Here is a 22632-nt window from a genome sequence, read left to right as displayed (position 1 = left end):
TTAATTTGACAAGCTAGCTATATGAATATAGCTAGCTTGTTTGATCATGAAAACATTTTTAATAAAATTGTCGCTGTTACAACCATTGCTGCCCCGCCTAAACGTGTTGAAATTTGCGCAAACGGCATTAATTCCATACGATTTGAAGCTGATAAAATAGCAACATCTCCAGTTCCACCTAAACCACTATGACATCCCGTTACAATTGCTGATTCAACTGGATACATTTTCATCACTTTCCCTACAAGAAAACCTGATGCTACCATTGTAAGAACAACTGATGCGCACACAACAACATACCCTACTGAAAGAACTGCTGCTACGTCTTTTAGCGGAATATATAGCAATCCTAGTCCAACCATTAACGGCCAAGTTAAATTCTTTGAAATAAATTTATATAAATGGAATGCTCCTTGCTCCATTTTTGCTGGCATTAATTTAAAGTATTTCACAAGTGCTGCTGAGAAAATCATAATGATTGCCCCAGGAATACCGATGAACTTAGAAGCAAATCCTCCGAAGATGAAGAACGTACACGCAATTAATAAACCTGCTCCCATTAATGAGAAGTCAATTGGCTTCTCTTTATTTTGTTCTTTTAATAACTCTGCTTGATTGTCTGTTTTCACTAATACACCGTTACCACTAAGCTCCGGTTTCTTCTCACCTAAACGCTTCATATATCCTGCACTCACGATTGCGAACATATTTCCAATAATAGCCGCTGGAATAAGTTGTGATACAAACGTTGCTGATGATTCATTTAAAATATCACTATAAGCTAGCGACAATGGTAAAATCCCTTCCCCAATACCACCACTCACAATTGGTACGATGATAAAGAAAAATGTTTGCTTCATTTCAAACCCAAATAGTGAACCGACCAATAATCCTACTGCTACAGAAGCTAACGTCCCTACTACTAAAGGTATAAACATACGAACGAAACCTTGTACTAACACTTTACGATTCATTCCTAAAATACTTCCGACTACTAAACAAGAAATATATAAATATAAAAAGTTCGATTTTTTCATTAACATAGTCGCAGCTTCCATTGAAGCTGGATTCATCCAGTTAAAAAATACAAGTAATGATGGAATAAATAATGAAAGTATTGCCGGACCGCCGATATTTTTTAAAATTGGAATTCTCATTCCAATGTCGCCTAAGAAAATACCCATGATCATAATAACTGCAAATCCACCAATCATATCTGCTGGCAATTTATTATATACAGATGCCCCATAAATAATAGCAGCCAATACTACATATAACGGTAAAGGTATAACACCGATTTTTACATTCATAATTTTAGAAGCGAAAGATTCTCTTTGTACTTCATTTCCTTCAGAAAATGATACCGCTTCCACATTCTTTTGAATTCCCATATGGCACCTCCTTGTTTTCTTAATAACAATATTAAAACGCTTTCAATAGTAAAAATAGTTTTTGTAAGTTTTGTAATTGATTTTGTAATTAAAAAAAGTATAAGCGACTTATAATAAGTCGCTTATACGTAAAACTCTATTTTATTTTGGTCAATACATCTTAATTTACTCACTGGTCTTCCTACATGTTGATACACCATTTCGTTTTCTAATACTCCAATTTCAGTTAAAAACATTACATACTTTCGAATAGAAACTCTTGAAATTCCAACTAATTGCGCCATTTCCTCTGTTGTAAATGCTCGTCCATCCAGCGACTCGATCTTCTGCCAAATTAATTGCATCGTTTGCTTCGTTAATCCTTTCGGAAGCTCTTTAGTGACAGTAGGCTCTCTTTTTTCTTTTTGCAAAATTAACGAATCTAATTCCGATTGACTAATTTTTTGTTGTTCTTTCATGAAAGTAAGTTTTTCTCGATATATAGTTAACGCCTTTTTAAATCGTTCAAATGTAAATGGTTTAATTAAATAATCTACTACGCCATATTGTAATGCTTTTTTAATACTCCCCATATCATGTACAGCTGAAATCATCATAATATCGATTTCTTTTTCTTGGTTTCGAATATACATTAAAAGCTCAAATCCAGTTTCTTCAGGCATAAAAATATCAAGTAATACTAAATCTACTCGTGATTCCTCTAATACTTCTATAGCTTCTTTAACGGAGTTAACTGCTTGAACAAGTTCAAACCCTCCTACTTGCTCTAAATAATGCGTATTTAACATTGCTACCATCGGGTCATCTTCTACAATTAAAACTTTAATCATATTTGCCTCTCATCCCTACCTTTAGGTATTTCAATTGTTATCGTTGTTCCCTTTCCTACTAATGAATGCATATGAATTTCCCCATTTATTCGCTGTATACTTTCTTTTACAAGATACAAACCATAACCACGGTTATCTCCCTTTGTGGAATAACCTTTCGTAAATAATGCCCCTATTTCTTCTTCTGGTATACCTTTCCCCGTATCTTGTACTGTAATGATTAATGTATCCCCATATTGTATCTCAAGTTCAACTTGCTTCTTTTCACAATTCGTCACTGCCTCTAATGCATTATCAATTAAATTTCCGACAATCGTAATTAGTTCATGAATAATACTTTCATCATCTATTTCCGGCATGTAAGAATCTTCACTTATGATTAATTTTATATTTTTCTCTCTAGCATAGCTAAGTTTCCCAAGTAAAAAACCAGCAAATACTGGACTTTTTATTCTCTCCATAACCCCACCAATTTCATATTGATGCTCTGATACCATACCGCTTATATACTTCTGTAATTCTTCATACTGCTTCATGTGTGTAAGTCCTAATACGACATGCATTTTATTCATAAATTCATGCGATTGTGCCCGTAATGCTTCCGCATATAGTCTAATACCAGTTAATTCTTCTGCTAATTTTCTAACCTCTGTTTTATCACGAAATGTTGCAATTGCACCAACTATTTCTCCTTTTACATATAAAGGAACACGATTCGTCACAATCGTAATTCCATAAATATTTTGTTCTTCGTTTAATTGTACCTCTCCCGTTTGTAATACTTCTTTTATACGTGAATTAGGCATATACAACTCAACATCTTTACCGATAAAATCTTCTTCAAGTCCACTTTTCTTAAACAATCGTTTTGCCTCATTATTTATTAAAGTTACATTGGCTTCTTTATCTACAGCAATAATACCTTCCTTTACAGATTGTAGCATCGTATTTCTTTCTTCAAGAATTTTCGCTATCCTGTGAGGTTCAAGACCAAATAAACTTTTCTTTATATGTCTAGCTAGTAATATTGCTCCTATAATTCCGACTAGTACTCCAACTCCGACACCAATGTAAATGATATATCTACTTTCCTTAACTCTCTCTTTTACATTATCTGCTGAAATACCAACGGCCACCGCTCCAAGTTGTTCACCTGTTTCAGAAAATACAGGTACAAACACTCGCATTGAAATACCTAAAGTTCCTTCTGCCAGCGATACATGTTCCTTTCCTTTCAATGCAGGCCCTTCATCTCCCCCAATAAAATGATGGCCTATTTTTTGAGGATTTGGATGTGATTGTCTTATTCCATTCATGTCCATAACTACAATAAATTGAACACCTGTGTTTTTTAATATTCTATTTGTATACGTTTGGATTGCAGAAGTATCTGCCTTCCCAATCAAACCATCGATTACAATTGAATCATTCGCCACAATGTGTGCAATTGTTTTTGCTTTCTCTGCTTGGCTATCCTCCGTCGTCCGTTCTACATTATGACTAATTAATATATCTGTCACAAGTAAAGAAAAAATTACAACTGTACAAACTAACAATGTAATCGTTTTCCATAAATTCCATAGTCTTTTTCTTTTTTTCATCCCGTTAATGACTCCCCTAATTGCTGAATAGAAAAATAAGTAAGGTGAAAATAATATCACCTTACTTATCTGCTGTTATTATACTTTAAATTTACTAGTCATGGCTTGTAGTTCTTCGGCCATCCCAGCTAAGTTTTGCGAAGCTGAACTAATTTCTTCCATTGAATTCACTTGTTCTTCTGTTGAAGCAGCAACACTTTGCATACTAGCTGTATTTTCTTCTGCAGCCGCTGCAATTTCATCAATAGCATTTGTCACTTCATTTGCATCTCCAGCAATTCTCTTCGTTGTTTCTACCATTTGATTAACTTGAGAAACAATATGTGTAGTAGAAATTAAAATTTCCGTAAAACTTGCTTTCGTTTTTGTTACAACATCAAGGCCTTGTTGAACTTCTCCATTCACATTATCCATCGCCTTAACAGTATGTTCAATATCCGCCTTAATTTCTGCAATTAAATTTGCAATCTCTCCAGATGATTCTCCTGATTGCTCCGCTAATTTTCTAACCTCATCAGCTACAATAGCAAACCCTCGGCCCTGTTCACCTGCTCTTGCCGCTTCAATAGCCGCATTTAAAGCTAATAAGTTCGTTTGAGTAGCTATGTTTTGAATCGCTTCAGAAATAGCTCCTACCTGCTTTGATTTCTCATCAAGAAGTTTAATAATGGCATCTGACTCGGATACCGATCTAGAAATAGACTGCATTTGTTTTGCTGTTTGTTCAACCAATTCTTCTCCTTCTTCAGCTCTTTCTCTCGCATGTAATGAGGAGATAGAAATTGATTCCGCGCTTCCAGTTACATCTTGAATTGCTGTATTTACCTGTTGTAATGTAGCCGCACCTTCTTCAACACCTTGACTTTGTGACTCAGCCCCACCTGATACTTGTTCCATTGCAATTGTAATTTGATCTGTCGCATCATTTGCTTGCTGTACGCTCGCTGTTAACTCTTCAGCCGATGCAGCGACATGTTCTGCTGAAAAACTAATTTGAGTAATCACATCTTGTAAAGAGGCAGACATTTCATTAAATGAATTCCCTAATTTCCCTATATCATCCTTGGAATGGATTGTAATTTTCTCTGTCAAATCTCCCTTACTAATTTTATGTGCCGAGTCAGCTATTTTTCTTAATGGTCTTGTAATAGACTTTGTAATGAAATAAATTAATACACTACCAAATACAATAGCTATAGCAATGACAATCAAAGTCTTATAAAACACTGGATTCGCAGCTTGGGTAATTTCTTCGTCGAACATAACCCCGACTACTTTCCATCCTGTTTTCTCATTTGTTGCAAAGATTAAATTCTTTTTATCACCTTGTTCTGTATAAGACACATTTCCTTGTTTTTCTTCATAAATTGGTTTAATCCACGGATCAGTAACTTTTGTACCTGGTTTTCTAGAGGGATGGCTAACAATTTGCTTATTTTGATCTAGAATAACTGCATAACCTTTTTCACCAATGTTAATCATTTTGGAAATTTTTAAGATGTTATCTAAATTTAAGTTAATTCCTATAACACCTTTACCATCTTTTACTTCTTTAGCAATTGTCACTACCATATTTTTAGTAGATGCTGATTGATATGGTGCAGTAACAATTACTTTCCCTTTATTTTCATGTGCTTCTTTATACCAAGATCTATCTGTTGGATTATACCCATCAGCCATTTGGATAAATGGTTCTCTTATAAACTTCCCTGCCTGTGTTCCAATATAAATACCTTCTACTTCTGGATGAAGTTTTATATATTGCGCTAACTTCGTTCTTACTATTTCTTCTTGTCCGTTTGGATATGTATCCTCTGTTAAAATGTCTGCAAAGTACGCCGCATCAACAAATTTCTCTTCTATATTTTGAGAAATAACAGTATTTAAAACTGAAATATTTTCCTTTGCTTTACCTGTAATTTGTTGTTCAAAATTTGTTTTGGCAGTTTGATATGAAACACCACCGATAATAAGTCCTGGTATAGTTAAAATAAGAAAAAATGAAATGATTAATTTTTTCTTAATACTCATACATTTAACCCAGTTAAATATTTTTTGCATAATAATCCTCCTTTATGTAATGTGGATACTTGTGTAATTTTATACAAGTAACATATATAAAACAATATATAATGATAACATGTAATTTTTTTGTCAATTATGCATTTTTACATATTCACTACTTCTAAATATTTAATCATAAAAAATAAGAGAACTTCAGCTTATATAATAAGCTGAAGTTCTCTTATTTCTTAACAAAAAACACCCACAAAAACTCCTCTTACAGTTCCTTACATCTATTTCCTTACTAATTCATTTAGAGCTTTTCACATAACTAATCGCCTGACTCCCCATTTGCATCCATGCCTTTTCAAATGTTCCTCTCGGCACTTTTACATCTAGGCTATCCTCGAGAGGATCCCGAATATATACAAATTCTTTATCGTATCCAATCAGTACTACACAATGTTCATTATACGTAATAGAAACATCTCCGCTATTTGTTTCCCATGTAGTAAATTCATCTTCATCTAATGGCGCAAATGTTGCATTCGTAATCATAACTACCGGTTGTCCTGATTTTACACTCTTATAAAGTTCTTCTATACTCTTCCCTGTTAAGTCCACAGCTTTATTAGGTAAATACTTTTTCGCTAATTGAAAAAGTGGTCCGTGATATACACCATATCCAGATTCAGAAAAGGTATAAATATTCCCTACAAATCCTTCATTCGGATTCCCACGTACACCATCGTTCATAAAATCAACTTTCTTTATTTCATTTGCTAATTTCATCTTATCCACTGTAATGCCTGCATATTGTAACATCATCGCTAAGCTAGTCACTTCACAGCCTCTATCTAGCTCTGGTAATTGCTGAATTAAAGGTACATTCGATAAGATGACCTTTTCATCATTATTACTAAAATCTGCTTCTTTTCCGCTTTGTATATTGAAGAATGTTAACTTCTCCACATACTTTGTAATGCCATTTGTATATACATTCCATACTGCTATAGCTAGTAAAGCCATACATATATACCACTTCCATCTCCTTATCACTCTCACGCCCTTTTTAGTTCGTTAAATAAGAATAAAACGCGTCAGCATCCGTGCGAATCACCGGTACAAAATTTAGTTCTTTTCCTTTTTCAGGCTGATTTTTTTTAATTTTTTCTGCTAATTCTTGAACGTTCATATTCGTTTTATCCATATTAAGCTCATCTGCCATTTGTAACACTTTTTGTTCATTAATTTCGCTTAATACTTGATATATATCTTTACCATACAAATCAATATGATATTTTTTTGCTTCTTCCTGCACTTTTTGTTCGTACACTTCTTGCACTAACGTTTCTATCTCTTTTCCTTTTTGGGAAATACCTAACTTCCCTGCTTCCTCTCTTACTTTCGTTCCATAGATTTCTTCCTCAATGTCTTCTATTTCTTTTCCATTTGTCGAAATGCCTAATTTATCCGCTTCATCATTAATTTTAATCGTATTAATTTGATTAATTAAATTTACAATCGTTGTATTCTCTATAGATATGCCTAGCTTTAACGCTTCTTGCTTCACTTTTGTTTCATAGATTTCTTCTGAAAGGGTTCCAACGTCTTTTCCTTCAATCGAAATTCCTAACTGTTCAGCTTCTCTTCCTACTTCCGTCTCATGAATTTCTTTTTCTAGCGTAATTTGTTCTTTCCCTTCCGTTTCAATACCTAGATTCTCCGCCTTTTCTTCTGTATGCACCGCATGTATCTTTCCATTATTTAATTGCTCTTTACTGCGCTGCGTGTAATTTGTCTTTCCTTTTGATGTTTCAGAAGGAGAGGCCCCCCCTAATATGCTTAAGCTCATTACTCCAATAGTGAATACCGTCATCATTTTCTTTTTCAAAATTAATTCCTCCCTCTTACACTTTCTTTTCCATCATTCCCTATACATAATCGAAATAACATTATGATCGATATAATCTGCTCAAATACCTTTTTATAATCACTTCTTCATAGGGCGAACTTTCTGTATATCATACATGTTATAAATAGTTTCTTAACTTTCCCTTAAAAAAAGACGACCTTGCAAAAACAAGATCGTCTTCTCACTTATATTCTTTGGTTTTTAGGGAAATTCACTTCAAAACAAGTACCCTCTCCCCATTTGCTCTCTACTAATATTTTCCCATAATGCTTTTCTACAATCCAATTTGCGATTGAAAGGCCTAATCCCGCTCCTTCTGACGCACTTCTCGCTTTATCACCTTGATAAAAACGATCAAATAATTTTGGGATGTCCTCATCTTTAACCCCTATCCCGTCATCTTTCACCCGTATACGAATTGAATTGCTCGTTTGCGTACAATCGATTTGAATATGCCCGCCCCCATTTGTATACTTCATCGCATTATCTAACAATATGACCATCATTTGATGAATTCTCTCTCTATCACCCATAAATGATATGTCATGTTCTACTTTCAATATCATCTCTTTTTCTTGATATGAAGCAATTTCCTTATATGGATCTACTATTTCTTCTAACAATTTATCCATTTCAAATGTTTTCTTATCCATCTCAATTTGATTAGAATCCGAACGTGCTAACAATAATAAATTAGTTACAAGCTTAGATAATCGTCGACACTCCTTTGAAATCGTAGAAATATCCATCGCTTTTTCTTCTATTGTCGCAGATGGTGACTGGAATAACACATCCGTTTTTGATTGAATAACCGCAAGTGGTGTCCTTAATTCATGCGATGCATCCGAAACGAACTGCTGCTGTTTTTCCCACGAATTTTGAATGGGTATGAGTGCCCTGCCGGCTAAGAAAAAGCCGATGCCTATTGCACATAAACTTCCTACACTACAACCAATAACAAGAATTAAAAATAAAGTATTTAACATTTCTTTTTCAGCTGTTATATCGCGTACAATTTGAACTATTTTTGTATCTTGTTGAAATGAAAACGTTCTAAAATATTGCCCTTGCACTTCTATATCTTGCAAAGTTCCTAATTTCTTTGGAGAAAACTTTTCCAAATTATCTTCAAAGATAAAACGGCGTTTGCCGTTTTCAATACCTATCTCCACTGTGTTTCCAAGCCAAGTTAACTCCATTATCCTTGGATCCCCAATCGGAGGATATCCCCTGATTTTTTTAGGTAGTTTTTTATCATCTGAATTCTTTCTATGCTGAACGGATTTTCCTATCGATTTATCTACTTCATTATAAATACGATTATATGTGTATGAATAAATGATACTGCCTAATACACCTATCAAGATAATAAATACTAATGAATTCAATATAGTCAATCGAATACGTGTTTTCTGAAACATGCTTCCCTTTTTCATTGTTCTTTTAATATATATCCAATACCTCGAACAGTTTGAATATCTTTCTGATAACCGAATGGCTCTAATTTTTTACGTAAATGATGTACATATACTTCTACAATTGCTACTGTCGTATCTGAATCAAATCCCCAAACACGATCAAAAATTTGTTCACGCATTAAAATCTTTCCGCTATTTTGAACAAGGTACTCTAGAAGCTCATATTGTTTTAATGTTAACTTCATACTTTGTCCATCTACTTGAACGTCTTTATCTTTTCCGAACAGTTCAATCCCTTTATAACGAATAGTCTGCTTTGTTGTTAAACTACCACTTCTTCGTAACAACGCACGAATTCTTGCTTTTAATTCTGGAGCCTGAAACGGCTTAACAATATAGTCATCTCCACCAAAATCTAAGCCTTTCACTCGATCTTCTAGAGAGTCTCTCGCTGTCAAAAATAGGACTGGTGTTTCAATTTTTTCATCACGTATTTTTTGAATCACTTCAAAACCGTCCATTTCTGGCATCATCACATCAAGCAAAATGGCATCATATATATTTTGTAACGCTAGAAATAATCCATCTTCTCCATTCAATGCTGTATCTACTTCAAATTCATCGCGTAATATTTGGACAATAGACTCTAATAAAGAAGCATTATCTTCTACTACGAGTAAGCGCATATTCTCACCTTCCACCATATCGTTCAATCCTATTTATAATTATATTTTAACGTTTTTCTCAATATAAAATTTGAAAGATTTATTATAAAAATTCTTTCTTAAATTTTTCTTAATAAAAAATTGAAAGAAATAAGACTCCCTTATCTCTTTCAACTTTTTACTACGTACACCTTTTTACTCGGCAATTCTAAACAATTTAACTGGCCACCATATACAGCACCGCCATCAATCCCTATAATACGATTACTCCCAAAATACACGCCACAATTCTCACTACCATGAAACGTTTTTGTTTCCGTATGACCAAATACAACAACCTTTTCACCACTATACCCACTATGAAACTCATTACGTATCCACATTAACGTATATGGTTCACATTCCGAAACTCGCTTCAATGGCTCAACACCGGCATGTACAAATATATACTCTTCTGTTTCAATGTAATGATCTAATTCTTGAATAAATTTTACATGTTCCTCTAAAATATGCGATTGTAAAATTGGTTTTTGGAAGGCTTCTTCATTAACCACAATATCTTCTTCTACAAAGCCATAGCTGTATAAAGTCTTATCTCCACCATTCCTTTTTACCCAATGGTTCCATGAACGTTCTTCATCAGTCGTTAACGCTTTAATCATCATATCTTCATGATTACCCTTTAGAACGAGGGCTCCCTCTTCTTTTAACGCTTTTACCTTTTCAATTACAGCACGCGCATTTGGACCACGATCTACATAATCTCCCAGTAAAATTAATTGATCCTGTCTTACATCATATTGAGCTTCTTCCAATAACCGTTCGAACTTTTCTATTTCTCCATGAATATCACTAATAACAAGAATTCTTTTCATATTATTCCCTTCTTTCTAAGCCACTCTCTTTCTAATTATAGTTCAAAACAACAGAAATTTCTGAATCCACATTCAAAATCACATTTATTACAAATAAAACGATTGTCCTTACAACAATGTAAGTCTCTTGTCATCCAATTCGATAGTTGCAAGTGCTATATTTCCTTATACTAAAAGTAAGAAATGAAACAAAAAACAAGGAGAGATGAGACATGAAAAAAGTGATGGAAGTTGTAGTAGCGGTGGCAGAGGTTTTCGTAAATGGCAAACAAGTTGCAATGGAGTTAAACAAATAATGAAAAGGACAAGATTCATTCTAGACCCTTTACTCATATAAAAGAGATAAGACTTCTTCATTTTTTTGATTCCTTATCTCCTTGAAAAAGCCGTATCCTTTTTCGGGATACGGCTTTTTCTTATTTTTGACTCGTACGAGCTGAAATACTAATTGCTCTATCAGTTGCTTTGGCAGCTTCATCTAATGCTTCTTTACTATTCTTCCCGTCATACATTGCTTCTAATGCTTTTACAACTGCATCTCGTGATTCTGGGAATACACTAATTAAAGCCCCTTGAGTTGCTGGAGATTGCTTCGTCGCTTGTAATTGTTCCACTGTTACTTTTAGCTGTGGATATTTTTCATATTGCTCTTTTACCAATGGTTCATTGTATGCATCTGGATTAATAGAGAAATAGCCTGTTGCAGTATGCCATTTTGCTTGTACGTCTGGCTTCGTTAAATATTTCATAAAGTCCCAAGCACCTTGTTGCGTTTCTTCTGAAACCATATTCGTCATCCATAATGATGCTCCGCCAATAACAACACCATTTTGTTTCGAATCCTCTGGATATGGAATATATGACACGCCTACATTAAACTTAGATGCATCAATTAAGTCGCGAACACCAGCTGAAGAATCTAAATACATAGCAACTTGTCCAGATTGGAACGCGGCACGAATATCATCCCAACTTGCTCCATACTTTCCAAGTGCGCCAGCTTTATTTAAATCATCTAACATTCCAAATACTTTCTGTCCTTCTTTACCGTTAAATACCGCCTTCTTTGCAGCATCTTTGCGGCCGTTTTCGTTATCTACATATAAAGCACCTTGTGTCGCTAACAATTCTTCAAAGAACCAACCATAATTCAGCATGGAGAATCCATATTGTTTTACATTTCCGCCTTCTTTAATCGTTAACTTTTTCGCTGCTTCTTGTAATTCTGCATATGTTTGTGGGGCTTTCTCTGGATCTAATCCCGCCTTTGCAAAAGCATCTTTATTATAAATTAATACTGGTGTAGATGAATTAAATGGCATAGAATACATTTTTCCATCAACTGAATAATAATTTGTAATTGCTTTTTCCAACTTTGAGGTATCGTACTTATCTTTTTTTATCCAACTATCAATTGGCGTAATCTTTTTGCTATCAATCATATATTTTGTTGTAATTTCACTCGACTGAACAAGAGCTGGCGCTTCTTTCGTAGCAGACATCGTTCTAAATTTCGTTAAAGACTCTTCATATGTCCCTTGGAACTCTGCCTTTATCTCGTATTTATTCTGTGACTTATTATAGTCTGCAACAAGCCCATCTAGTACGCCTTGTGTTTTTCCACCCATCGCATGCCAAAAACGAATTACTGTCTTATCACCATTTTTTTCAACTGGTGCTACTTTTGCCTGCGCTTCAGATTTCCCCTCCGTTTTACTACTTGAACAAGCGGCACTAGATAATGCCATTGTTGCTGCCATTAATAGAGCAGCACCTTTTTTAACTAAACCCATTTTAATCTCACCTTCCCTTAGTTATTTAATTGCACCTTTTGTTAATCCTTGTTGTAATTGCTTTTGCCCTACAAATAGTAAAATCAGTGTTGGAATGACAATAACCGTAACACCGGCCATTACGCTTCCCCAATCAGTTGCAACTTCTTGAGACTGAAGCTGCTTTACACCAATTTGAACTGTTCTTACTTTTTCATCAGTGGTCACTAAGAGTGGCCATAAGTACATATTCCATGTTGTTAAAAAACTATATACTCCAAGCGTAATAAAACTCGTTTTACAATACGGAATTACGACGCTGAATAAAAACCTTACATTTCCAATCCCTTCAATAAAAGCTGCTTCCTTCAGTTCATTCGGAAGTGTCATAAAATGTTGACGTAGTAAGAAAATACCGAAAGCTGTTGCAAAAAACGGCACTGTCATCCCAGCAAAGCTATTGATCCAACCGAAGTTTTGAATCGTTAAAAAGTTCGGTACCATCGTTGCTTCCCACGGAATAAGCATCGTTGAAATAAACAGGAAGAAAATTACGTTTCTCCCTTTAAACTGAAGAAAAACAAAAGCATAAGCTGCTAAACTGGATACGATAAGTTGTCCAATCATAACAATCGTCGATACAATTAAACTGTTGTACAAGTATGTAAAAAGCGGTACTTTTTGAAAAATATTAATAAAATTATCGAAAGTAAATTGGGTCGGAAATAGCCTTCTCATTTGAATATCATCTGGTGTCATAAAGCTTATTAAAAACGCATAGAGTACAGGAAAAAACACCATTACTGCACTAATAATGAGCAGCATGTATAATAGGAAATTTTGTTTCCACTGTTTAACGATCATTTATAATGCACCTTTCTCTCAGCAAACTTGAATTGAATCAATGTAGCAATAAAAATGAAAACGAATAATATCATCGCTTGTGCACTTGCTGTTCCAAATTGATGATTCACAAACGCCTCTTTATAAATCGAGTACACAATTAAATTCGTTGCATCATTTGGTCCACCGTGCGTTAAAATATCAATTTGTCCAAAGCTTTGGAACGCACTAATTAACGTTACTGTCACGATAAAAAATAAAGTTGGTGATAGCATCGGTAATGTAACACGGCGAAGCTTATATAAATAGCTAGCACCATCTATAGATGCACTCTCATATAAAGACGTATCAATATTTTGTAAACCACCTAATATAACTAAAAATGCAAATCCTGTATTCACCCAAACCGTTGTAACCGATACAGAGAACAATGCCCAATCTGGGCTCGTTAGCCATGCGATTGCAGGTAGATTCATAGAGGCTAATATATTATTAAATAACCCGACACTTGGATGAAATAAAAATAGCCAAATTACCGCACTAGCAGCTACTGATATTCCCATAGTGGAAGAAAATAACACACGGAATAACCCAATACCTCTTACTTTTCCATTTGCAATCAATGCAAGAAATAAAGCGAATATAATACTCGTAGGCACTGTATATACAACAAATAATAAAGTTGACTTTATGCTTTTGTAGAAAGCAGGATCAGAAAATAAGTATTGATAATTTTCTAAGCCAACAAAAAGATTAGCTTCTCCGTGTATATCTGTTAAATAAAAGCTATAGTAAATCGTCCTAAATAATGGATAAAAAAGAAAAATCGAAAACAGTAAAATAGATGGCGCCAAAAACAATAATCCTATTCTTAAATCTTTCGTTCTACTCCATAAATTCTTCTTTTTTGACACTTTTACTTGGGCTGGTAACTTGCCTACTTCAATCATTATTTCGCCACCACTTTCAACTCTTCTTCAGCTACCACTTTTAACCGTTCATTCGTATTTTGATGAAAGAAGCATAACTTATCTTGTGAGAATAATAATTTTACTTTGTCACCTTTGTCCAGGAGTAGCTGTCCAATGACTTTTGCACTCCAAGTTGTCCCATTTATCGCGAAGTTTAATATAGATTCGTTCCCTAATACTTCTACAGATTGTAACGTAACTTCTTGCCCTTCCTCAGACAGTTCAATATGTTCAGGACGCATACCTATTCGAATTGTTCCTTCTGGTAACTGCTTTAATCGTCCATTAGATAATGGAATTTGCAATTGCCCTATATGTAATAAGCCTTTTTCTTTGTCCATTTCTCCATCATTTATATTCATCGAAGGAGACCCTATAAAGCTTGCAACAAATTCATTCGCTGGTTCATTATATATATCAAGCGGTGTTCCAACTTGCTGTATGCTTCCTTTATTTAAGACCATGATACGATCTCCCATAGTCATCGCTTCTATTTGATCGTGAGTAACATAAATCATTGTAATTCCTAGACGTTGTTGAATTTCTCTAATTTCAATCCTCATTTGCGCACGTAATTTCGCATCTAAATTTGAAAGTGGTTCATCCATTAAACAGATCGGCGCTTGACTTACGATCGCCCTGGCAAGCGCAACACGTTGCCTTTGTCCGCCTGATAATTGACCTGGCTTCATTTTCACATACTCTTTCAGTCCTACCATTTCAATAGCTTCCATTAATCGCTTTTGTCGCTCTTCTTTTTGTACTTTTCTTACCTTAAGCCCAAATAAAATGTTTTCTTCTACAGATAAGTGTGGATATAATGCATAATTTTGAAATACCATTGATAGATTACGGTCTTTCGGCTCTAAATCATTTGCAACATGTTCATTAATAATTAAATCCCCCGAAGAAATCTCTTCTAAGCCAGCAATCATTCGTAATAGTGTACTTTTCCCACATCCTGAAGGTCCAACTAAAACAAAAAACTCGCCCTTTTTAATGTGAACCGATACACCTTTAACCGCTGTCTCTTCCGCATTTTTATACACCTTTGACACATTTTTCAATTCAATCACAAGATTGCACTCCTTTTTTCTTCTTGTATCCATACTTCATAATGACTCGTTGAAATTGCACTTGCTCCTGCCCGAATAGCAATTTCCGCATCTTCTCGTGTTTGAATTAGTCCGCCTGCAATAATAGGAAATTCTATTTCCTCTGCTAACCGCTTAATAATGGAAGGCATAATACCAGGCATAATCTCTACCGCATTCGGTTTAGTCGTTTTACAATTCTCAATTGATTTTGTAAGAGATAAAGTATCAACAATAAAAATGCGTTGAATCGTTTTTAATCCAATTTTATTAGCATTCCGAATTGTCGAACCTTTTGTTGAAATAATACCCTGCGCCCCGATAACATCTTGAATATACAAAAGAGCTTCCTCTGTATTTGTATTTAAACCTTGTATAAAATCACAATGAAGAAATACATCATGTCCATGCTTCTGTAATTCATATACACGCTCTGGTAACTCCAGCATTGAACCAGTCATAAGAAAAACTGTTTTCGGTAATTTTTTGTATGTTTTGTACCCTTCCCAATATTTTATCATCGCAATATAAGGTTCTTTAAACATTCGTTCCACCTAGCTTTTCAATTTTTATCCAAACTAAAAACACCTACTTACATAGAACACCTTTCTCCTTATTTGAACTCTAGGAAATAGAGCACACCTAAGAAAGTGGCACGTTATATGTAAGCGGGTGTTCTCAAATGTTCTCTACCCTAGTTATTCTGTTACCTTTACTATATTACGCATTTATTAAGTCAGTTTTGATAGATTGTTAATTAGGTGTTAATCGAATATTAATATTCACCATATTCCCTTTTACATTAATCATTACATATGAATGATACAAACCAACTCCCCACCACCTTTAATATTCTATAATTAATGTTTTTTAATTTTCTTATCACTGTTTGAAGTAAAGTTACTCCCAGAAGTATGTTTCTTCTTGTATTGATATTGTCCATATGGCAACAACACCAATACTACTTCCTTGAAACTCCTTATCTATACCTCTCTTCAAACAATTTTTTCAAAATAAAAATCCCATTCAAATACACATTACTGAATCCATCATACTAAATGACTTCTTCATTCTGTCTATCTAAATGAGATTATTTCGTACTTTTTATTTCTTTATCTTGTTATTCCACCGGTTGTGGCTGTACGACTTCATTCGCTCCAGCTAACCTCAACATATTTGCAATATCTTTAAAACCTCTTTTTTCAGCATATTGCAGTGGCGTAATATTTTCCTTATTGGCCATATTTACATCTGCCCCGTGGTCAATAAGCATTTGAATTACTTTCTTATGATTTTCACTACCATTTCCTAATACGATTGCTTCTACTACAGCTGTTCCACCACGATCATTTCTATAATTCACATCAATATCTGTATGCTCTAATAACTCTTTTACGACCTCTACATGGCCACGTTCAGATGCAGAAATGAGTGCTGTTCCACCTGATTTAGTAGTTTCTTTCGTATTAACCCCTGCATTAATTAGTAGCTTTACAATGTCTGTATACCCTTCTCTACTTGCATAAAGAAATGGATTACTTTGTTTCTCATCTTTCCTTTCAATATTAGCACCTGCACCAATTAACGCTTTAACTGTCTCTACATGATTTTGATACGTTGCTGCAAGGATAGGAGTTTCTCCGTTGTCACCTTCTACGTTTATATTGGCTCCATCTTGAATCAGCTTCATAGCTGTTTCCGTGTCTCCAAGAGTCGCAGAAAGTAGCAACTGTTTGTCCATTAAATTTATACTTTTTTCTTCTTTAGGTTCTTCCTGTTCTTTATGCTTTTCTTTTTTCTTTTCGTTTTTCACATGAACCGGTTTCGATTCTGGCTCCTCTTGCTTATCGCAAGCCACTACCGTCATTAAAAGTCCTAATAACATACATAATAAAATTTTTTGTTTTCTCACAACTACAGCTCCTATGAAAGATAATGTTTTCTTAACCATTCCTCCATCACATACAATAACTCTTCTTGAGTACATTTATCCATAAGCCCTTTATATTCCTTCTTTAATCGGATTATCTTAAAACCTATACTATGTTTCTCAACCTATTGGAATGATGTGCCTGATGGCCTCATCATTAACATTATGAAGCAATTAGTTTAGCACGATTTTACCGCATTTGTATACATTTCTAAAAAGTACATAAAGTGAAACTTTAATCAGTGGGAGGGTTCACCTCACTGATTATTAGTTGAACCAATCGGGCATTTACGGGCTGTTGATCTCCCACCTAACTTCTTTGCTCCTGCCTAATTTTAAGGTGGGAGTTTTACTGCCCGTTAATACGGGGTAAATGATTGCTTTAGGTTACTATATTCCATTGTAACCGTTCTTCTAAAATTTTTACACCTTTTCTATATTTGCACCTGAGTAATACTAAAAAAAGACAACTTATGTAGTTGTCTTTTTTTAGTATTAATGATGACCACCGTGATTTCCCTTTTTCGGGTTCCCCATCATCTCTTTATTCATTTCCCATTTATGCTCTGCTAGCTCTTTATATGAAAGAACTTTCCCTTTATAGTTAGACACAAAACTCTCTGCATCCTTTTTGTTTTCAAATGAAATGATATTATAAGCCATCGGTGTCGTTATTGTTTTATCATATACGTAAGTCGCATCTTCTAACGAAATCCACTCTTTCGAATCATAATCTCGAACAAATTTTTCTTTCGTCTTTTCACCTGGATTAATCTCCATCCATTTATACATACAACCGATATCATCAAACTTTAACGCTTTTCCATTTTCTAAAATGACTTCTGTTGCAAATTGATTATCCATTACCCCAATTTGGCAAATATCACACTTATCATGTTTCTCATCAATTGCTACAGCCTCTGCTTGTTTCTTACCACAGCCTACTATTGTAAAGACAAAGAATAAGCATATAGCAAGTGTCACATACTTTGTTCTCATTTTACTTCCTCCCTAACCGTATCTTCCACAAGGAGCATATCAAAAAGTTGTGTGAGATTTGTGAAAAAATAATGTACTTTTTGTAATATAAAGACCAAAAAAGATGTGTAGCCATTTCTACACATCTCTCATCATTCACAACCTGTAATTAATAAATCGTCTTCTAACTTAACTAATAATGTATCTGTATTAATTTGCTGCCCAGCAACTACATTTACTAATCTTATATTTCCACTAATACCGACCGCAACTTTTTCAAGCTCACCGTTATTTTTTCGGATCATCATTAAATTTTCCCACTCATATACGTAAGAAGATTCATTAATAAAAATCTCTTCTACTTTTCCTTCATAAGAACTATAAATCTCTTCCATTCTCGTTTTCATATAAAATCTACTCCCTATTTCACACTTCAATATTTTCATCTTATTCTACCATTCTTACGGAGAGCAGCTTACTTTTTAAAAATTCAAATTAACTACCGTGAACAAAATGACCAAAATAAAAATTATGCTTCTAATGATGTTATTTTTCAAATTATTTACCATTTGAATGAATGCTTTTATGATAAATAAAAAACACTTTTTCTGAATTTTCATTACTTTTTTTGAAAGCGCAATCATTTTTGAGGGGGAGATTACATGTTAGCACTACTTGGATTTGCGATGGTATTTGTCTTTATGTTTTTAATTATGACGAAACGTATGTCAGCACTAGTAGCATTAATATTAATTCCAATTACTTTCGCATTAATTGGCGGTTTTTATGCAAATATGGGACCTATGATGTTAGAAGGAATTCAAAAACTAGCACCTACTGGTATTATGCTTATGTTTGCTATTTTATATTTTGGAATTATGATTGATAGCGGTTTATTCGACCCTGTCATTAGTAGGATTTTGAAATTTGTAAAAGGAGATCCTTTAAAAATTGTTGTTGGTACAGCAATTCTTACTATTATCGTTTCATTAGATGGGGATGGAACGACAACTTATATGATTACTGTTTCTGCAATGTACCCATTATATAAACGCCTTGGAATGAATCCACTTATATTAGCTGGGGTTGTTATGTTAGGTGCGGGAGTGACAAATCTTACACCGTGGGGTGGACCGACAGCTCGGGTTATGAGTGCACTTGGACTAGACGCATCAGAGCTCTTTACACCACTTATACCAGGAATGATTGCTGGTGCAATTTGGGTCGTTTTCGTTGCTTACTATCTTGGAAAAAAGGAAAGAAAACGATTAGGAATTATGGATGTACAATATTTAAAACAAATGCAAACGATGGATGAGCAAGCTGCAACAGTAGAAGCTGCCGTTCATAAACGCCCTAAACTTCTATGGATTAACTTTTTATTAACTGTTACCTTACTTGTCTGTCTCATACTAGAAGTTATGCCGTTACCTGTTTTATTTACAATCGCTTTCGCTATTGCTGTTATGCTTAACTATCCGAACTTAGAACAACAGAAAGAACGTATTGCTTCTCACGCAGGAAACGTATTAGCCGTTGTTTCTCTCGTATTTGCCGCTGGAATTTTCACTGGTATTTTATCAGGAACAAAAATGGTAGATGCAATGGCTCAAAGTGTAGTCACTCTTATACCAGACGCTCTTGGACCACAACTACCGATTATTACAGCTCTTCTTAGTATGCCGTTCACATTTTTCATGTCCAATGATGCATTTTACTTCGGAGTATTACCTATTTTAACGAAAGCTGCCGCTGCTTACGGAATTAGTGCAGCTGAAATGGGACGCGCTTCATTACTCGGGCAACCTGTTCACTTATTAAGTCCTCTTGTCGCTTCCACTTATTTATTAGTCGGAATGGCCAAAGTTGATTTTGGTGAACATCAACGCTTTACGTTACTTTGGGCTGTTGGAACGACAATGGTGATGTTAATTACGGGAATTGTAATCGGAATTATTCCAATATAAGACGTAAAAAAACAGTAGAAGAAATGTAATTCTCTACTGTTTTTTTGTTATGAAGAAACAAGAAAATACCTTCTTTCTGGTCTCCCTACATTCCCATATATAAGCTCCGCATGAACTTTCTTTCCAGATATTAAATACTCTAAATAGCGCCTCGCTGTTGATCGGCTTACCCCAACCATTGAGCTTAACACTTCTGCCGTAATACCTTCTTCCTCAACTGTTAACATATGCTTTTTTATTTTTGCTAAAGTTAAAGGATCTATCCCTTTCGGGGCATATTCTATTTCATTTCCCTTTACGCCTCTTTGAGACCATAAATGTTCAATTTGCTCTATAGATAATTGATTAGTTTTCTTTAACTGCACAATCTTTTTTTGGTAACTTTCCAAACTCGCCCTAAATCGATCAAACATAAGTGGCTTTACGATATAATCTGTTACCCCGCCTCGTAGAGCGTGCCTCACTACATCTGTTTCCGATGCAGCTGTAATCATAATAATATCTGTATCATGCAAATTATGCCTAATATATGTGACAAGTTCCGTTCCTTGCATATCAGGTAAGTACACGTCTAATAAAACGAGCTGTGGCTTCACAAGCTCTAGCCATTCTTTCGCTTGTTCTCCAGTCGTTGCTGTTCCAATTACTTTAAATCCCTCAATCTTTTCAGTAAAACGACGATGAATGTCCGCAATTCGAATATCATCTTCTACAATCAATACTTCAATCTCCTCACCCATTACAATTCGCCTCTCTCTTTTGGTAATGCAATAATAAATAATGCACCACCTAAATCCCCTTTTTCGATTGCAATACTTCCATTTAAATCTTCTACTAACTCTTTCACTTTTGCTAATCCATATCCTCGTTTCCCGCCTTCTTTCGTAGAGAAGCCTTTATAAAATATGCTAGTAATGACTTCATCATGAATCCCTTGTCCTGAATCTTCCACTTCAATTACTATCTCTTCTCCAATATCAGTTACAAACATCCTTACCTTCTTATCATTCTCTTCATTTCTTTCAATTGCTTCAAATGCATTCGTAATTAAATTTCCTAAAATAGAAACGACGTAATTACTCTCAATATGCGGGCTTAATTTATCTAAGCTACTTTCTCGATCTAGCATAAAATCAATCTTTAACTCTCGCGCTCTATTATAGAATCCAATTAAAATTCCACCTAACCATGGATTTTGAATTCGCTTCATAATAAATTGAACAAAATCTTGATATACCGCTGTTTCCTTATGAATAAGCTCTAAAGCATCTTCATATGATTCTAACTGGATAAGCCCCGAAAGCGTATACAACAAATTGTTATATTCGTGCGTTTGCGCTCGTAAGGCCTCTGTATATTGCTTCGTCTGAGATAACTCTGCTGTTAACTGATCCATTTCAGATTTCAAACGTAAGCTCGATACAACGCCAGTTACTTTATTTTTCACTTTAATAGGTAGACGGTTCGCAATAACAGCCTGCCCTTTTATATTTAATTGACGATCAAACTGTTCTTCACCAGTTTGAAGTACATCTAGTATCGTTGAATTAGGAATTACATTTAAAATAAATTCTCCAATAATATTACGCTGTTCATCTAACGAAAGAATATCATAAGCCGCTTGATTGACTAAACTAATCATGCCATTGTGATCAATGACAATAATCCCTTCACGTACAGATTGAATCACTGTACTATGCTCTTCATATAAAGATGAAATTTCTTCTGGCTCCATCCCAAACATCATTCTTTTTATACTTCCGGCTAAATATATAGAACCAATTATCCCGATTAAAAGACCTATTACTGTAATCCAAAATACACGCTTTCCATATACTTCTACCGCTCCATGAATATCATCTATTGAAAATCCAACAGACACCACGCCTATAATTTCATTTTCCTGATTACGGATTGGAACTTTGCCGCGTAATGAAGGACCTAATGATCCAGTTGCTTTCGAAATATAAGATTTTCCTTCTAATAGAACTCCTTTATTATCTCCACCAACCATTGCTTCTCCTATTTTATCTCGCTTAGGATGTGCATATCGAATCCCCTCTTTGTTTCCAACTACAATAAAATCAGCATCTGTATCAATTCGAATTTTTTCTGCAATTGGCTGAATGATAGAAGCTGGGTTTTCTTTTTGAAAAGCTTCCGTTATTTCAGGTATAGCAGCAACTGTTTTCGCAACATGCAAAGCCCGTTTCCCAATTTGCTCTTCTACCGTTTCAGACAATATGTAATAAAATAAATAACTTGTTAATAGAAGTACGACTAGAATAAGTGTACTAATTGTTATTGTAATTCTCGGTTGTAGTTTTAACTTTTTAAATTTCAAAACCATTCCCCTAACATAATTAAAGATAGAATTT

The 22632-nt window shown here is 34.6% G+C and carries 20 protein-coding genes and 1 pseudogene; 1 reads left to right on the top strand and 20 read right to left on the bottom strand.

The features are described from left to right. Positions 1–44 precede the first annotated feature (44 nt). The 18 genes and pseudogenes from JDS82_RS22840 to JDS82_RS22760 all read right to left on the bottom strand — a co-directional run bounded on the left by JDS82_RS22840 (position 45) and on the right by JDS82_RS22760 (position 18694). Positions 45–1391 carry a 2-hydroxycarboxylate transporter family protein gene (locus JDS82_RS22840; protein WP_088057266.1) on the bottom strand — a complete coding sequence of 449 codons (1347 nt, stop codon included), beginning with the start codon at positions 1389–1391 and terminating at the stop codon, positions 45–47. A gap of 122 nt (positions 1392–1513) precedes the next feature. Next, positions 1514–2221, bottom strand: coding sequence for a response regulator (locus JDS82_RS22835; protein WP_048562847.1), 708 nt, complete (start codon positions 2219–2221; stop codon positions 1514–1516). After that, positions 2218–3822 (bottom strand): sensor histidine kinase, encoded by a 1605-nt coding sequence (locus JDS82_RS22830; protein ID WP_048562846.1) that lies wholly within the window; start codon positions 3820–3822, stop codon positions 2218–2220. The genes JDS82_RS22835 and JDS82_RS22830 overlap by 4 nt, the downstream gene beginning before the upstream one ends. A 78-nt stretch (positions 3823–3900) precedes the next feature. Next, positions 3901–4719: a methyl-accepting chemotaxis protein gene (locus JDS82_RS30425; protein ID WP_472926243.1), complete on the bottom strand. Its 819-nt coding sequence runs from the start codon at positions 4717–4719 to the stop codon at positions 3901–3903. Between the two features lie 120 nt (positions 4720–4839). Further along, positions 4840–5853: pseudogene (locus tag JDS82_RS30420) on the bottom strand (HAMP domain-containing protein); the annotation flags it as partial. Between the two features lie 282 nt (positions 5854–6135). Beyond that, the gene (locus JDS82_RS22820; RefSeq protein WP_199713991.1) at positions 6136–6885 is read right to left on the bottom strand and encodes a C39 family peptidase; all 750 of its coding nucleotides are present in this window, start codon (positions 6883–6885) and stop codon (positions 6136–6138) included. Positions 6886–6898: 13 nt separating this feature from the next. Beyond that, positions 6899–7720 carry a hypothetical protein gene (locus tag JDS82_RS22815; RefSeq protein ID WP_061673516.1) on the bottom strand — a complete coding sequence of 274 codons (822 nt, stop codon included), beginning with the start codon at positions 7718–7720 and terminating at the stop codon, positions 6899–6901. Between the two features lie 206 nt (positions 7721–7926). Next, complete coding sequence (locus JDS82_RS22810) at positions 7927–9177, bottom strand: sensor histidine kinase (RefSeq protein ID WP_472926242.1); 1251 nt, start codon at positions 9175–9177, stop codon at positions 7927–7929. After that, a complete protein-coding gene (locus tag JDS82_RS22805; RefSeq protein WP_001238626.1) occupies positions 9174–9845 on the bottom strand; it encodes a response regulator transcription factor in 672 nt (223 codons plus the stop codon). The genes JDS82_RS22810 and JDS82_RS22805 overlap by 4 nt, the downstream gene beginning before the upstream one ends. Positions 9846–9994: 149 nt before the next feature. Beyond that, on the bottom strand, positions 9995–10699 hold the full coding sequence (locus tag JDS82_RS22800; protein WP_000821991.1) for a metallophosphoesterase family protein: 705 nt from the start codon (positions 10697–10699) through the stop codon (positions 9995–9997). A 416-nt stretch (positions 10700–11115) separates the two neighbouring features. Further along, positions 11116–12492 carry an ABC transporter substrate-binding protein gene (locus JDS82_RS22795; protein WP_199713989.1) on the bottom strand — a complete coding sequence of 459 codons (1377 nt, stop codon included), beginning with the start codon at positions 12490–12492 and terminating at the stop codon, positions 11116–11118. Between the two features lie 21 nt (positions 12493–12513). After that, positions 12514–13335, bottom strand: coding sequence for a carbohydrate ABC transporter permease (locus tag JDS82_RS22790; protein WP_048541609.1), 822 nt, complete (start codon positions 13333–13335; stop codon positions 12514–12516). Beyond that, a complete protein-coding gene (locus JDS82_RS22785) occupies positions 13332–14264 on the bottom strand; it encodes a carbohydrate ABC transporter permease (protein WP_199713988.1) in 933 nt (310 codons plus the stop codon). Before JDS82_RS22785 ends, JDS82_RS22790 begins: the two co-directional genes overlap by 4 nt. Further along, a complete protein-coding gene (locus JDS82_RS22780; protein WP_199713987.1) occupies positions 14264–15361 on the bottom strand; it encodes a sn-glycerol-3-phosphate ABC transporter ATP-binding protein UgpC in 1098 nt (365 codons plus the stop codon). The genes JDS82_RS22785 and JDS82_RS22780 overlap by 1 nt, the downstream gene beginning before the upstream one ends. Then, positions 15358–15924 (bottom strand): glycerol-3-phosphate responsive antiterminator, encoded by a 567-nt coding sequence (locus JDS82_RS22775; protein ID WP_199713986.1) that lies wholly within the window; start codon positions 15922–15924, stop codon positions 15358–15360. The genes JDS82_RS22780 and JDS82_RS22775 overlap by 4 nt, the downstream gene beginning before the upstream one ends. Positions 15925–16499: 575 nt before the next feature. Next, complete coding sequence (locus tag JDS82_RS22770; RefSeq protein WP_098086099.1) at positions 16500–17366, bottom strand: ankyrin repeat domain-containing protein; 867 nt, start codon at positions 17364–17366, stop codon at positions 16500–16502. 438 nt (positions 17367–17804) lie between these two features. Then, a complete protein-coding gene (locus JDS82_RS22765; RefSeq protein ID WP_001259408.1) occupies positions 17805–18308 on the bottom strand; it encodes a nitrous oxide reductase accessory protein NosL in 504 nt (167 codons plus the stop codon). 131 nt (positions 18309–18439) lie between these two features. Then, on the bottom strand, positions 18440–18694 hold the full coding sequence (locus tag JDS82_RS22760; protein WP_000857648.1) for a hypothetical protein: 255 nt from the start codon (positions 18692–18694) through the stop codon (positions 18440–18442). Positions 18695–18949: 255 nt separating this feature from the next. Here JDS82_RS22760 and JDS82_RS22755 point away from each other — a divergent pair, with 255 nt between their 5' ends. Further along, complete coding sequence (locus JDS82_RS22755) at positions 18950–20254, top strand: CitMHS family transporter (protein ID WP_000880452.1); 1305 nt, start codon at positions 18950–18952, stop codon at positions 20252–20254. A 47-nt stretch (positions 20255–20301) separates the two neighbouring features. Here the strand turns inward: JDS82_RS22755 and JDS82_RS22750 are convergent, their stop codons facing one another. Together JDS82_RS22750 and JDS82_RS22745 are read right to left on the bottom strand one after the other, a co-directional pair. Continuing rightward, the gene (locus JDS82_RS22750) at positions 20302–20994 is read right to left on the bottom strand and encodes a response regulator (protein WP_199713985.1); all 693 of its coding nucleotides are present in this window, start codon (positions 20992–20994) and stop codon (positions 20302–20304) included. Next, positions 20994–22604, bottom strand: coding sequence for an ATP-binding protein (locus JDS82_RS22745; protein ID WP_080483126.1), 1611 nt, complete (start codon positions 22602–22604; stop codon positions 20994–20996). Before JDS82_RS22745 ends, JDS82_RS22750 begins: the two co-directional genes overlap by 1 nt. Positions 22605–22632: the final 28 nt, after the last annotated feature.

The organism is Bacillus cereus group sp. N14, from assembly GCF_016483555.1.
Taxonomy (GTDB): Bacteria; Bacillota; Bacilli; order Bacillales; family Bacillaceae_G; genus Bacillus_A; species Bacillus_A wiedmannii.
Note: the sequence above shows the minus strand (reverse complement) of the source record. Positions and strands in the feature narration are given on the sequence as shown.